This window comes from Methanolobus tindarius DSM 2278, assembly GCF_000504205.1.
Lineage (GTDB): Archaea > Halobacteriota > Methanosarcinia > Methanosarcinales > Methanosarcinaceae > Methanolobus > Methanolobus tindarius.
Genome location: NZ_AZAJ01000001.1, coordinates 2548442 through 2562088 on the forward strand (window position 1 = coordinate 2548442; position 13647 = coordinate 2562088).

18 protein-coding genes are annotated in these 13647 nt (G+C 40.8%); 14 read left to right on the plus strand and 4 right to left on the minus strand.

Annotated elements, in window-relative coordinates; genetic code table 11:
* Nucleotides 1-129: 129 nt before the first annotated feature.
* The 4 genes from cfbE to METTI_RS12220 all read right to left on the minus strand — a co-directional run bounded on the left by cfbE (nt 130) and on the right by METTI_RS12220 (nt 3946).
* A complete protein-coding gene (cfbE, locus tag METTI_RS12205) occupies nt 130-1548 on the minus strand; it encodes a coenzyme F430 synthase (protein WP_048136226.1) in 1419 nt (472 codons plus the stop codon).
* A 109-nt stretch (nt 1549-1657) separates the two neighbouring features.
* The gene (locus tag METTI_RS12210; protein ID WP_023846131.1) at nt 1658-2281 is read right to left on the minus strand and encodes a DUF2150 family protein; all 624 of its coding nucleotides are present in this window, start codon (nt 2279-2281) and stop codon (nt 1658-1660) included.
* Between the two features lie 112 nt (nt 2282-2393).
* Entirely contained in the window at nt 2394-2840 is a 447-nt protein-coding gene (locus METTI_RS12215) for a UPF0179 family protein (RefSeq protein ID WP_023846132.1), read from the minus strand.
* 41 nt (nt 2841-2881) lie between these two features.
* Nucleotides 2882-3946 carry an NAD(P)-dependent glycerol-1-phosphate dehydrogenase gene (locus METTI_RS12220; RefSeq protein ID WP_023846133.1) on the minus strand — a complete coding sequence of 355 codons (1065 nt, stop codon included), beginning with the start codon at nt 3944-3946 and terminating at the stop codon, nt 2882-2884.
* Nucleotides 3947-4153: 207 nt separating this feature from the next.
* Between METTI_RS12220 and METTI_RS12225 the strand changes: the two genes are divergently transcribed.
* The 14 genes from METTI_RS12225 to METTI_RS12290 all read left to right on the plus strand — a co-directional run bounded on the left by METTI_RS12225 (nt 4154) and on the right by METTI_RS12290 (nt 13644).
* Nucleotides 4154-5002, plus strand: coding sequence for a DUF63 family protein (locus METTI_RS12225; RefSeq protein WP_023846134.1), 849 nt, complete (start codon nt 4154-4156; stop codon nt 5000-5002).
* A 3-nt stretch (nt 5003-5005) separates the two neighbouring features.
* Nucleotides 5006-5611: a stage II sporulation protein M gene (locus METTI_RS12230; protein ID WP_023846135.1), complete on the plus strand. Its 606-nt coding sequence runs from the start codon at nt 5006-5008 to the stop codon at nt 5609-5611.
* 85 nt (nt 5612-5696) lie between these two features.
* The gene (locus tag METTI_RS12235; RefSeq protein WP_023846136.1) at nt 5697-6854 is read left to right on the plus strand and encodes a formate--phosphoribosylaminoimidazolecarboxamide ligase family protein; all 1158 of its coding nucleotides are present in this window, start codon (nt 5697-5699) and stop codon (nt 6852-6854) included.
* 146 nt (nt 6855-7000) lie between these two features.
* Nucleotides 7001-7756, plus strand: a complete 756-nt coding sequence (locus tag METTI_RS12240) for an RAD55 family ATPase (RefSeq protein ID WP_023846137.1) — start codon at nt 7001-7003, stop codon at nt 7754-7756.
* A gap of 235 nt (nt 7757-7991) precedes the next feature.
* A complete protein-coding gene (locus tag METTI_RS12245) occupies nt 7992-9218 on the plus strand; it encodes a translation initiation factor IF-2 subunit gamma (protein ID WP_023846138.1) in 1227 nt (408 codons plus the stop codon).
* Nucleotides 9215-9583, plus strand: coding sequence for a type II toxin-antitoxin system VapC family toxin (locus tag METTI_RS12250; protein ID WP_023846139.1), 369 nt, complete (start codon nt 9215-9217; stop codon nt 9581-9583). The genes METTI_RS12245 and METTI_RS12250 overlap by 4 nt, the downstream gene beginning before the upstream one ends.
* Before the next feature lie 69 nt (nt 9584-9652).
* Nucleotides 9653-10216: a DNA-directed RNA polymerase gene (locus METTI_RS12255; RefSeq protein ID WP_023846140.1), complete on the plus strand. Its 564-nt coding sequence runs from the start codon at nt 9653-9655 to the stop codon at nt 10214-10216.
* A gap of 20 nt (nt 10217-10236) precedes the next feature.
* Nucleotides 10237-10422, plus strand: coding sequence for a transcription elongation factor subunit Spt4 (gene spt4 / locus METTI_RS12260; protein ID WP_023846141.1), 186 nt, complete (start codon nt 10237-10239; stop codon nt 10420-10422).
* On the plus strand, nt 10423-11016 hold the full coding sequence (locus tag METTI_RS12265; protein WP_023846142.1) for a GTP-dependent dephospho-CoA kinase family protein: 594 nt from the start codon (nt 10423-10425) through the stop codon (nt 11014-11016). It abuts the gene before it with no gap.
* On the plus strand, nt 10997-11341 hold the full coding sequence (locus METTI_RS12270; RefSeq protein WP_023846143.1) for a 30S ribosomal protein S24e: 345 nt from the start codon (nt 10997-10999) through the stop codon (nt 11339-11341). The genes METTI_RS12265 and METTI_RS12270 overlap by 20 nt, the downstream gene beginning before the upstream one ends.
* 2 nt (nt 11342-11343) lie before the next feature.
* Nucleotides 11344-11493, plus strand: coding sequence for a 30S ribosomal protein S27ae (locus tag METTI_RS12275; protein WP_023846144.1), 150 nt, complete (start codon nt 11344-11346; stop codon nt 11491-11493).
* Nucleotides 11494-11954: 461 nt separating this feature from the next.
* Nucleotides 11955-12629, plus strand: a complete 675-nt coding sequence (locus tag METTI_RS12280; protein WP_023846145.1) for a DUF2162 domain-containing protein — start codon at nt 11955-11957, stop codon at nt 12627-12629.
* 2 nt (nt 12630-12631) lie between these two features.
* Complete coding sequence (locus METTI_RS12285) at nt 12632-13255, plus strand: MotA/TolQ/ExbB proton channel family protein (protein WP_023846146.1); 624 nt, start codon at nt 12632-12634, stop codon at nt 13253-13255.
* Complete coding sequence (locus METTI_RS12290) at nt 13252-13644, plus strand: DUF2149 domain-containing protein (RefSeq protein WP_023846147.1); 393 nt, start codon at nt 13252-13254, stop codon at nt 13642-13644. The genes METTI_RS12285 and METTI_RS12290 overlap by 4 nt, the downstream gene beginning before the upstream one ends.
* The last annotated feature ends 3 nt before the right edge of the window (nt 13645-13647 follow it).

Consider the following 13647-nt stretch of genomic DNA (forward strand, 5'->3'; position numbering starts at 1 on the left):
GTAAATTATTATAATTTTGTAATTTCGTAATAAATAGTATACTTATTACAAGTCGGTTTTTCTGCACTATCTATATCCTTATTGTATAAAAGGACTAATCATAGTCAATAAACTAAAGGTGGGTAACTCTCACCTGAAGCATTTCACACATGATAGAATGATGTCTTTATCAGAGGCCATTGCTACAGCCATATCAAGTCCTTCTTCAAGCCCGCTGACATAAGTGAAGCTGTCATTTCCAATATTCTGCATCCTAGCTCCGACAAGTATCATCTTTGAAAGTTCATCACTGCGCCGAATAGCAAACTCAGAAACCTGTTCCGGTGGAAGGCCTTCACATACCTGTGCAGCTTCTTCTCCCAGCACCATTATAATACCTGAATCCCTGTTCCCAAGCCTGGTCAAAGCATAGTCAAGCGAACGCTCTGCAGATTTAATATCCATGCCTGAGTTAGAATTATCAATGAGCACTCTGCCAGAAAGTTCTTTTTCCTGCATTCTTCCCTGAAGTCCTTCAAAAGAACAAATGACTTTTATAATATCCTGTTCGGACATTCCCAGATTCAAAGCAACTGATGTTGATACTGCAAAAGCTGTTGCGTATGATTTTGAATTATATTTCTCAGATAACTTAGCTGAGAAAATCCCATTTTCATTCCTGAATATAACACTGGAATTGTCGCTTTCAGTAACAATATCAGCCGCAATGTCTGTATTTTTGTAATCAGCGCCGGAATATTCCGAATCTCCAAATGTGAAAACCGTTCTTCCATATTTATTTGCCATTTCCTGAGCTTTCCTGTCTTTGATATTAAGGAAAAATATCTCTTCTGAATTGGCATAGGAAAGAACGTTCATTTTTGCATCGCTGGAATTTGAAGTTGATGCAGCAATAGGATAATCCGGCTCAAGCGTTGTAATGATTCCTATATCTGCAAAACCTGTCAGACCGATGGAAACCTCAAAAATGTAGCAGTCTGCTGAAACTTCAAGTTCTTCCAGTTTGTCGATTGCAAGCAGAATACTTCCCGGTGCAATGCTAAGTCCCAAGTTTAATATTCTGCATTGTCCCTTTTTCCACAATTCCAGACCTCTGGATGTGTGAAGCACAACTTTCATTTTCTGCGAAAGCATTTCGGCGAGCAGGGATGCTGAACTGGTTTTAGCTTTTGAACCGGTGATTTCTATGACAGTTCCTCTCTCGGGCCATCCTTTTATGGGCAATATGTTGCCAACTGCCTGATGGTGAGTAAGTATTGTTATGCCTTTTTTTCTGGCTTCACTAAGTACAGGATATTCTGGGTCAAGATGTGCAGGACTTATCACAAGGTCATTATCATTAATTGATATTGGTTCCTTTGATACTTTTATACCATGCTTCTCTTCCAGTTCCTGAAGCACTTTTTCATCAACTGTTTTGTAAACATCAACTGCGGTAACAGGATAACTCATCTCTGCAAGTTTTGTGGCAATAATAATTCCTGCATGTGTAAGGTCAAGGACAATAATTCCTGAAGCGTCCTGAAATCCTATTTTGGAAAGATCCATATTATCAATTGAAGGCATAGTAAGTATAAAAAGAACAAAAGAAAACGATTGTTTTTAGTCAGATCAAGAATGTAATGTAGGAAATATGAGAGTAGAGAGTTTAAAATCCTCAACTCTCATCGTCTTCTTCATCATTCTTATAGCTGTCAGAGCCTACCATCGCTGCTGCTATTGAGTCAATTCCATCAAGCCATTCAGCAACAAGTCCGTATGGAACTTCTTCCATGACCTTTTCAGTAAGCTCCTTTCCGCTGAGAACAAGGGCACCTATCTCTGCAACAGTGCCAATAGCAATCTCTATGTCATCAGAGCTTTCAGCTTCAAGAGCTACCTTAACGAGATCAGATATCTCTGCGTTTTCGTCATAATCTCCACTCAGGTATGCTTCGCATGCTGCAAAGCTTCCCATGAGGGATGTCTGGAGTGATTCGATCATCATGTCCGCATCTTCAGAGATTGGATCAATCTCTGCAAGAGCTATATCCCTGATATCTGCGATGGAGAGCATTGCAGTTTCCGGTGAGATCTGCCCGTTCTCACACTTTGCAATGATCTTGAGGCATGCAAGGATGATGTCATCTTCCATATTTACGAAGATTGCACCTTCTTTTCCCTGTGGCTCATCGGATTCATCGAATTTGAAATCACATTCCTTTACCTGGTTGACCCAGTTGTTCCAGCGTTCCGCTGTATAAAAGTCCTGATGGAATACATCACCTTCCGTCCCTGACATTCAATTACCTCTATGTGATATTAATTTATTATAATAGTTAGTTATAGTTGTTATTCGAAATTTTACTTACACTTACGATTTCCTTTTTATATAAAAGATGTTCGCAACGGAACTATAGTTTCAGTTCCACCTTCTTAAGAGAGCATCCGGACACCATTCCCTCTTCCATTGGGCCAAGTACTTTAATGACAGTACATTTGTCCCCTTCTTTAAGACCTTCAGGATAAAGGATATCATATACGCTGTCATCAAACTCCTTACATTTTGGAAGTTCGTAGCTTACTTTTGAACCTACAACAGCCTTGCGTGATTCAATTGCTGCAACTATTGGTGAAGTTTCGACATCAACGGTGAGTACTCCGCCCTCGTGTATGAAACACTCATGAACTGTGTCCCCTCTTATCTTTGCAACACGATACTTTCTACCAGGCTCCAGATTCATACATGTTCTCCTGAGCTTGCATTTTTTGCACTCGCGGGACTCACCCATAAATACGAAGTCTTCGCCTTCTTTTGCAAGCCTTGAGCCTATAAGTGTAATGGTAGTATCATTTGTCATATAATCACCTTGATTTTACTGGTTAGGATATTTTACAGTAATTATGAAATAACTTTTGTTAAACGTGCAACTTTCTCGGCAGCTTCAGGGGTCAGACCTGTACCGAGTATAGTGTATCTTTCCGGACGTATCTCATGTGCAACAAGAAGCGCCTCTAATATATATCTATCTTCTATACCCAATTCACTGGCAGTTGTAGGAGCTCCGATTATCTCCAGGCATTCCTTTATCTTCTTCCAGTCACCACCATGCAGATACATCATCATTATTGTTCCCACACCACATTGTTCTCCGTGCAGGGCGGAATTAGGTGCAACCCTATCGAGTGCATGACTGAACATGTGTTCTGAGCCTGACGCAGGTCTGGAAGAACCTGCAATGCTCATTGCAACTCCGCTGGATACAAGCGCCTTTACAACAATCCTTACAGAACTTTCAAGTTCCGGTTTGATGTCCTCCGGAGAATCCATCAGAATCTGTGCCGTCATTCTGGAGAGTGTTGCTGCATATTCACTGAATGGTTCGTTTCTAAGCCTGTGAGCCATTTCCCAGTCAAGGACAGCAGTATAATTAGAAATTATATCGCCGCATCCTGCTGCAAGTAAACGGTATGGGGCTTTTGCTATGATACTTGTATCTGCCACCACTGCCATTGGTGCATTTACTTCAATTGAAGCTTTTTTACCTTTATCATGTATAGAGGCCCTGGAAGAGACGATTCCATCATGTGATGCAGCAGTTGGTACACTTATAAACGGCAGGTCAAGTTTTGTGGCTGCAAGTTTTGCAACATCAATGGATTTACCACTTCCAACACCAATAAGATATCTGGAATTTGCTTCCGTTGCCAGTTCTACAATTTTGTTGACCTCTGTCATGGAAGCTTCTTTTGAAGAAGCTATTGAAGGGTCATAGCCACAGTCATTAAGGATATCATGTACAACATCTCCAGCTATCCTTTTAGTATTATGTCCCGTAACAATAAAGGCTCCTTCATTGAGTTTGAGGTCATTACATACATCCTTCAGATCATAAATAACATCAGGACCGACAACAACATCTCTTGGTAACTGCATCCATTTTTTTTTGCCTTGTGTGGGAATCACTTAATATACCTACCAGAAACTGTATAGCTTATTTAGTTATGTGGAAATTCGTTGCAGAGATAATAAATAATATCAAATGAGTACAGGTCTCCAGATGACCTGCCCTTTAAGCAGGAAAAATCTTTTGATACACTCTACATTTCCCATAAACTATTAAATGTTAGTTGTATTAGGATATTCCTATATTATGTTACTGCTGTGATTATAATGCCATTCATAGATAAAGTTACCCAATTCATTAACGAATATTATATAGACCCGATACTGCATGATAGTGGCTACAATATCGTTAATACTATCACATGGGCAATAGTGCTGGGAATTTGTATTTTCGGCGTTGTAAAGCTGTTGAAAAAACTGGATATCGAGATTGATGACAGGTTTACAGTATCCGTGATTCCTTTTATCCTCGCAGGCTCTTCTATGAGAGTTGTAGAAGATACGGGAATACTCACGCATCCTTTGAGTTATTTATTCATAACTCCAAACATCTATTTTGTGGTATTTGCCATTACAGTGTTCTTCCTGGTACTTTCCAGGTGGATTGTCAAATTAAAAGGAACAGGTGACTACAGAAAGCTATTTGCCGGATTCGGACTTGCCTGGTTTGCAGTTAATCTTTCAATACTTTTCTATCTGGAAGATCTGACTCGTCCATGGGTTCCTATCTTTGTTCTTGGTGCAGCCAGTCTGATAGTAATATTATTAAAAGCGATATTTGACCGCATAGATTTTGACCTTCTCAAAAGCAATGTCAATGTCGCTATTCTATGGGTCCACCTGATGGATGCATCTTCTACCATTGCAGGAATTGACTTTTTGGGATACTACGAAAAGCATGTTGTTCCGTCATACCTGATAGACCTTACAGGAACCGCTTTTGTGATGTATCCGTTAAAACTATCTATATTCATTCCGGTATTATATGTACTGGATAATCATTTTGATGAGGACGAGGAATCTGAGACATTAAAGACCTTCCTGAAACTTGTGATTATAGTCCTTGGATTATCTCCTGCCTGCAGGAATACAATCAGAATGGCATTTGGAGTATGATCAATGCACGATGAAAATGTAAGAGAGATATTCAGGACATATATCAATGAGTTAAAACCATTTGTGCTCTTTAGTTTTGTAGCATTTTTAATATCAGCTATCGTAGGCTATGTATATTATGCCACAAATCCTTCCTATGCACTTGATTCTCTGGGCGGACTCGAGGAACTTGCAGAAATGCTCCAGGGCCTTTCAGCAATTGAAATAATGCTGCTTATTTTTGTGAACAATGCCGTGAAAATGTTCTTCTCGGTCCTTTTGGGTTTTGCTCTTGGTATCGTTCCTCTGGGATTCCTTGTGTTAAATGGTTTTGTCATTGGCATATTTGCACATTATCAGACTGCAGAGAGTGGAGCTCTTTTTGTGATTGCAGGTCTTACACCTCATGGGATTATCGAGGTTCCAATGTTGATAATCTCTTCTGCGGTAGGTATGAAAATAGGATACACAGCGTTTCAGGCTCTTCGCTCTGAACCTGTTGACCTTAAAGCTGAAATTATCAGGGGAATTAAATTTTATCTCCACTGGCTGTTCCCACTTATATTCCTTGCAGCAGTGATAGAGACTTTCATAACACCCGTGGTTATCTACATGGTAAGCGGGATTTGAACTTAATTTAGTCATTTATATACTACAGGCGTAAACAGGTTTATTAACACCAAATACAATGTCTGGGCAAAATCGAGGGTAAATAATGATTGACAGAAAAGAGATCTCAGAGATCATTGAAGATTATGATTTAGATAAGGTCAAGATCGGTGCTGTGGCGTCACATTCAGCACTTGATATCTTTGACGGGGCAATTGAAGAGGATTTCAGGACTTTTGCTGTTTGCCAGCAGGGACGTGAAAAAACCTATACTGATTATTTCAAGTCACAGAGAGACAGCAATGGTAAGGTTGTCCGTGGTATTGTGGACGAGCACATTATGCTGAATAAGTTCAGTGAAACCACAAGTGCAGATGTCCAGAAGAAACTCATAGAAGAAAATGTGCTTTTCATTCCTAACCGTTCATTCACATCATACTGTGGTATCGATGAAGTAGAGAACGATTTCAAAGTACCTCTTGTCGGAAGTAGGAACATGCTCCGCAGTGAAGAGAGGGGTATGGAACGCGACTATTACTGGCTCCTTGAGAAGGCAGGCCTGCCATTCCCTGAAAGGATCAACGATCCACAGGATATTGAGGAACTTGTAATGGTAAAACTTCCTCACGCAGTAAAGAAGCTTGAAAGAGGTTTCTTCACAGCAGGGACCTATGAAGAATACCAGCAGAAGGCACAGTCACTGCTCAAACAGGGTGTCATCACCCAGGATGCACTTGACAACGCAAGAATTGAGCGTTATGTAATCGGTCCAGTTTTTAACTTTGATATGTTCTACTCACCAGTTGAGACCGAGATGAGCCAGCTTGAGATTCTTGGTATTGACTGGCGTTTTGAAACAAGTCTTGACGGACACGTACGTCTTCCAGCACCACAGCAGATGACACTTGCAGAACACCAGCTTACGCCTGAATATACAGTTTGTGGTCATAACTCAGCAACCCTCAGGGAATCACTTCTTGAGAAGGTCTTTGAGCTTTCCCAGAAATACATTGATGCTGCAAAGAAGCACTATGACCCAGGAGTAATCGGTCCGTTCTGTCTCCAGACATGTGTTGATAAGGATCTTAACTTCTACATATATGATGTAGCACCACGTGTTGGCGGTGGAACAAATGTCCACATGTCAGTTGGTCACCCCTATGGAAATACAACATGGAGAAAGCCAATGAGCACAGGTCGCCGTGTTGCCTTTGAAATAAGAAGAGCAATTGAGACAGACCAGCTTGATAAGATTATCACATAATTTTATCTTTTAGCCCGGTCAGGGTTTATTCTGGCGGGTTCCGGCTAACCTGGCCGGACTTATTTTTATTTATTGCTTTTGAGAATAATAATATACAGAAAGTAATAATAGTCTTTTTATATAATTATTTGCATAATACAATTCACATGCAGATTGACAGAGTTCCTACGGGCATAAAAGAACTGGATGAAATACTCGAAGGAGGTTATCCTGCACAACAGGGCATCCTGGTGAGTGGACCTCCCGGTTCTGGTAAAAGTATCCTTGCAACCCATTTCCTTTACAGGTCATGTCAGGATGGGAAAAAATGCGTACTTATGCTTACCCAGGTCAATGTAGAAAGTTTTCTTGAACAGGCTCAGAGCATTGGAATAGATTTCAGTTCATGCATTGAAAAAGGGACTCTGCAAATTAACAAATCCTTTGAAACCAGGACAAATAAGATCTACAATGCTGCAAGACATGGAAGTGGAATCGGATTTCTGGAAAAAGACTGTGTGCAGAGTGTTCAGGATATTCCCGAGGACACGGAAATTGTGGTTATTGATAATCTGGATATGCTCTCTCTTTACCATGATATGGAAGAGTTTGCGGATAAGTTCTTTACTATAAACGATATCCTTTTTGATAAGAAATGTACAACTCTTTTTTTGATAGGCCAGGAAGAGAGCGGACAAAAATTAGCTATCGCACAGCACACTTCTTTTGGTAATATTGAGCTAAGTGTTATCAAAGATAGTGTTACAGGAAAAGGCATGCGCCAAATGTATATACCTAAAATGAGGTGTACTTATCTCTCACTGGAACCTCTTAATTACAAAATAAGTAATCAGGGTATAAAGATTGAGAAGATTTTCCAGAGGGATGAGATAGTAAATGATGCGATCAATTCTCTGATTTGATCGAGTCATCTTTCTTCTGTTCCAGATTTAAATTATAGTAAATTATATACCTTATTAAAAGAATAAGGCATGGTTTGCCATACCAACAGGTATTTGCATTTTCTGGTCTGTTCGAAATCATTTAAATATGATTAATCGAATGATAGACCACAAATCTAAACAGGTAATCCGTTAAAACTTATACTGAAATTATTACACTTTTAAAATATTGCCCAACCGGGAGGGAAATCAAAAATTGAGTCAACCTTGTGTTAATATCGGCATGGTAGGACATGTCGACCATGGAAAAACCACACTTGTCAGCGCGCTGTCAGGAGTGTGGACAGATACCCATAGCGAAGAGATGAAGCGTGGAATATCTATCAGACTGGGCTATGCAGACACCACTTTCAGGAAGTGTCCAAATTGTCCGGAACCTCAGTGTTATACTGTAGAGAAGACCTGTCCTGGATGCGGAGAAGCATCCGAAGAGCTAAGAACCGTATCTTTTGTAGATGCTCCAGGTCACGAGACACTGATGGCTACTATGCTGTCCGGTGCAGCTATTATGGACGGTGCTATTCTTGTTATTGCGGCAAACGAAACATGTCCGCAACCACAGACAAAGGAACACCTGATGGCACTGAACATCATCGGAATCAAGAACATTGTTATCGTGCAGAACAAGATAGACCTAGTACCGAAGGAAAAGGTCATCGAACACTATCACCAGATTAAGGAATTTGTGAAGGGAACAGTTGCTGAGGATGCACCAATTGTGCCAATATCCGCACAGCAGAACATAAATGTCGATGCTCTTATCATGACAATGGAAGAGAAGATCCCTACACCAGTTCATAAGATAGACAAGCCACCTCACATGCTTATTGCAAGATCATTTGATATCAACAAGCCAGGAACACCAATCAAGAAAATAACAGGTGGTGTCATAGGTGGTACGCTTACAGAAGGCATACTGCATCCGGGTGATGAACTAGAGGTCAAGCCAGGTAGAAAGGTTGAGAGTGATGGTATGACCAGATGGGAACCAATTGTTACAAAGGTCTCACTTGTAGTTGCCGGAAAGGACAATGTTGAAGAAGCAACTCCCGGAGGATTGCTTGCAGTAGGCACAACACTTGATCCTACACTTACAAAGAGTGATTCACTTACAGGACAGGTAGCAGGTCTCCCCGGAACTTTGCCACCAACCCGTGATGACCTCAAACTTGAACTTCACCTGCTTGAGAGGGTCGTAGGAGTTTCCGATGAAGAAGTTATCGGACCTATAAAGACCAGTGAGCCATTGATGCTGAATGTAGGCACAGCAACCACAGTTGGTGTAGTTACCAGTGCACGTAAGGACATTGCAGAAGTCAAGCTGAAAAGACCTGTCTGTGCTGAAGGAGAGTCCATGGTTGCTATAAGCAGACGTGTAGGCTCACGCTGGAGACTGATTGGTGTAGGAGTTATCAAGGATTGAAGGTAATTATTGATACTAATGCGTTAATGATACCCGTCCAGTTCAAAGTAGATATTTTTGAAGAGCTGAAACGTCTTGGATTTGATGTCCATCTCGTTCCAACGGCTGTTATCACTGAACTGGACAACCTGATCAAAAATCTTAAAGGACAGGACAGGATTGCAGCAAAAGTTGCCAGGTCAATGGCGCAGAGGTGTGAGACCATCCGTGCAGATGGGCATGCTGATGATGTCATTCTGGAAATGGCCATGGACCTTGATGCTGCAGTACTGACCAATGATATAGGGCTCAGAAGAAGACTTGAACAGGAAAATATCCCGGTTATCTGCCTGCGTCAGAAAAACAGGCTTGAGATTGTATCATAGGTCATGATAGGTCAGTTTAAAATCATATAAGTTGTTATATAATTATACAGGATTATTGGAGTTTTTCATATGTATAAAAAGATGAAGCTTGCCGATACTATTCGTGTTGCACCAGATCTTTTAGGCAAGGATGTTAACGAGAATGTCAAGAATGCTCTGAAACACAAGCTTGAAGGCAGAATAGACAAGGAAATTGGTGCTATCGTTGCTATCACACAGATAAATGAAATCGGTGAAGGTCATATCCTTGTAGGTGACGGTGCAGTATACTACGATGTAAACTTTGACGCAATCGTCTTTGTGCCAACTATCCAGGAAGTTATTGAGGGTGAAGTTGTCGAGACCGTTGACTTTGGTGCTTTTGTAAGTATTGGAGCAATGGATGGCCTCCTGCACGTAAGTCAGGTTACTGATGATTTCATGTCATATGACGGAAAGAATGGCAGGCTTGTCAGCAAGAATGGTGGCAGGGCACTTTCTGAAGGTGATAAGATCAGGGCACGTATCGTTGCTGTGAGTATCAATGAAAGAGAACCAAGGGAAAGTAAGATTGGACTGACAATGCGTCAGCATTCCCTGGGTAAGTTCGAATGGCTGGAAGATGCCAGAAGGCCTTCCGCTGAGAAAGAGTAAACAAAACCGGAGTGCTTTAGATGAGTGAACAGGTTTGTAGGGAATGCCACAGAATCATTAATGGTCAGACATGTCCTATTTGTGGTTCAAGCAATCTCAGTGCTGACTGGAGTGGTATGGTAATTATCATAGATCCGGAACGCTCTGAAATTGCAAAGAAAATTGATGTGAAAGTCCCGGACAGATATGCATTGAAGGTGCGCTAATTGGGGCTTGAGCTTACTTTGCCCGAAACATTACGTCCTCGTTTTCGGGAAAGTTTTGGATGTCTTTACAGAGGTAAAGGCGCCGATACCATTGAAAAACTTTCAGTGGATCTTGGTAGTCCCACAAAACTTATATCCGTGGGTGATGTTACTACCTTCCACTTGCTCAATCATGGAATAATTCCGGACATCCTCGTAGTGGATGACCGAACAAAACGCGGTCCGGCTTCAGATCGGGTCGTGGTGGGTACCAAGCATAAGGGGTTCACCGAAATATCCGTTGACAATCCAGCAGGGGTCATAACCGAAGATTTGATAGATGCCGTAGGAAATGCGCTGAAATCAGATGAACATGTCAGGATATTTGTGCGCGGCGAGGAGGACCTTGCGGCTGTACCTGCAATTCTTATGGCACCGGAAGGTTCAGCTGTTCTTTACGGACAGCCGGACGAAGGTGTTGTACTTGTTAAGATAACATCAGATAAAAAGGAACAAATGGAGGATCTGTTAACGGCAATACTTGACGGACAGAGCTTCACTAATCAGGAAATAGAAACTATTCGGAGGAAACTGAATGGATATCAAAATCATTAAAGAAAAAAATAATGCGCTCCTTAACAGGCGTGAATTAAACCTTGCAGTTACATTCGATGGTGCAACACCATCAAGAAACGATGTTAAAGCTAAACTCGCAGCTATGCTCAATGTACCACTGGAACTTGTCATTGTACAGAAGATGAACAATGAGTTCGGTAAACAGGAAATGAATGTATACGTCAAGATCTATGAAGATGCAGCTCGCATGAAACAGGTAGAGGAAGCATATGTTCTTGAAAGGAACAAGCTCCCTGAGCCTGAAGTAGTTGAGGAAGAAGAAGCTCCTGCTGAGGAAGCAGCTGAAGAAACCACAGAGGAATAATCATGGCAGTAAAAGACTACTATAAAGTAAGCGGCGATTCCATTGAGCGCACACACCAGTCCTGCCCACGCTGTGGTGAGGGAGTTTTCCTTGCAGAGCACAAGGACAGACGTTCATGCGGTAAGTGTGGATACACTGAGTTCAAGAAATAATATTATTCTTTTCAGCAACCCAATGGGTTGCTTTATTTTGTTTATTCTTTTAATTTTCTTATTTTTTGTGTACAGTAGATATACTGTGTATATGTAAGTTTTTATTTTTCCTGAATGATCAAATATTCTTGCGTTTAATGTTTTACACTAATTTTTTTCTTATTTTTACTTGTATGGGAACAGTCATTTTCAAGCTATATAATATGTATTAATTTATTTTATTTTTATTATACATTACTTAGTGGTACATTGAGAATTTTTGTAGCTCTTGCTATCCTTTTTTTGTAAGAACAATCCGAAAGGTTTAATACTAAGTACTATGTTTGCATATATTAGTCTCTAAACAAACAAAAATTAAGTTAACAATAAGTTGCATCATTATATTGTAGATACAATTTATTGAATAAAATATGATACTTAGGAAATTGTTGATACATACAATCTATTAGCAGGGGGATATTATGAGCTACGTATATGCGGCCGTAATCGGCATACTGATAGGCATCTTCATCTTCGGTTTAAAGACCGGAGTTGGATGTGGCTTTTCGACGGTAAAGAAAAAAGATGTTCTGATACTTGCAAGTGGTTATTTTCTTATCTCCGTTATACTTGGAAGTCTTGTAGAAATGGTAGACCAGTCATATCTTGAAGGTATTGCAAGCCTTGGAATGACATTGCACGTTTTCATTGCACTGGTTCTTATTGGTGCAGGCATTTATACACAAAAAAAATGGAACTGCGGTCATGATGTTTCAAAGAAGACTTTCCTTGTAATTTCAGTCCCCTGTCCTGTATGTCTTACAGCTCTTTTCGTATCATGTATGATACTGGCTTCAACCCTTGAAATAAGCGGGTGGAAGGTCGGAGTCATTGTAGGACTTGTATTTTTTATTTCAGTAATATCATCAACATTCGTCTTCAGGATGATGAAACGTACACCTGAAGATCTTGGAACTGCAATGATGTTCCTGGGGCTTTTCTATCTTCTCGGAGCAATGATAGTTCCTGCTTACATCAAGGCAAAAAAACTCAGCATGGCACTGAACTGTGGTGGAGATTTCGAGATAGTTCCTCTGTTGATATTATCGATATTCATAATTGGAGGCTATGCACTCAATAGCATAAGAGGTCAATAAAAATGGATGCTACTTCTACGTTGTTTGGTATATTATACACATTTTCAGCATCATTGCTGTATCCGGTAATTATTATCCTGATATTGCTTGTGGTATTTTCTTTGATGCTTATAGGGGAATTCCTCTCAGAGTATGCAAAAAGGCACAGAGATATTGAAAACCTTGAACTTTGCTGCAGTGCTGTCAGGGAACATGTAAGTTCTCAACAATATGATAAGGCAGCAAAGGCACTTCGCAATATTAAGCAGAATTTCATGGTTATGAGCTTTGCAGAATCCGCAGCTGGTCACCTTGAAAAGAACATGTTACCTGCCATTGAATGGCTTTCTCAGGAATATGAGATAAGGATGGCAAAAAGGCTGGAACAGACAAGGATTGTTGCAACAATCTCACCAATGCTTGGTCTTATGGGAACACTTATCCCATTGGGTCCTGCACTAATCGGCCTTTCACAGGGCGACATCGAGCAGCTTGCAAACAATCTTATGATTGCGTTTGCAACAACAGTTATCGGACTTTTCGCAGGAACAATCGGTTATGTTCTCACCCAGGTCAGGAAAAGATGGTACTGGCAGGACATGGCAGATATTGATTATATCCTCGACACTCTGGAGGTTGGAGAGTGACAAAGAGGAGTGTAAGAAGGCACAGACGAACAGGACTCATAAACAATGAGGATGAGCAGAACCCCTTAACCGGGGTTGCCAACCTCTTTGATATTGCCATGGTTTTCTCAGTTGCATTACTTGTAGCACTTGTTATGTCCTACCAGATGCCTGAGCTTCTCAATCCTACAGAGGATATCACTCTTGTGAAAAACCCTGGTCAAAAAGACATGCAGATTATTATTAAGGAAGAAGGCAAACCCATTGAGGTTCTGAATATGACCGATCAGATTGGTGGCGGTCAGGGTGAAGCGCTGGGCACTGCCTATAAATTAGCTGATGGAAGAGTTGTTTACGTACCTGAAGAAGAGGAAGGTGCAGAGGAGGTAGAAACCACTACTTCCGATTAATTT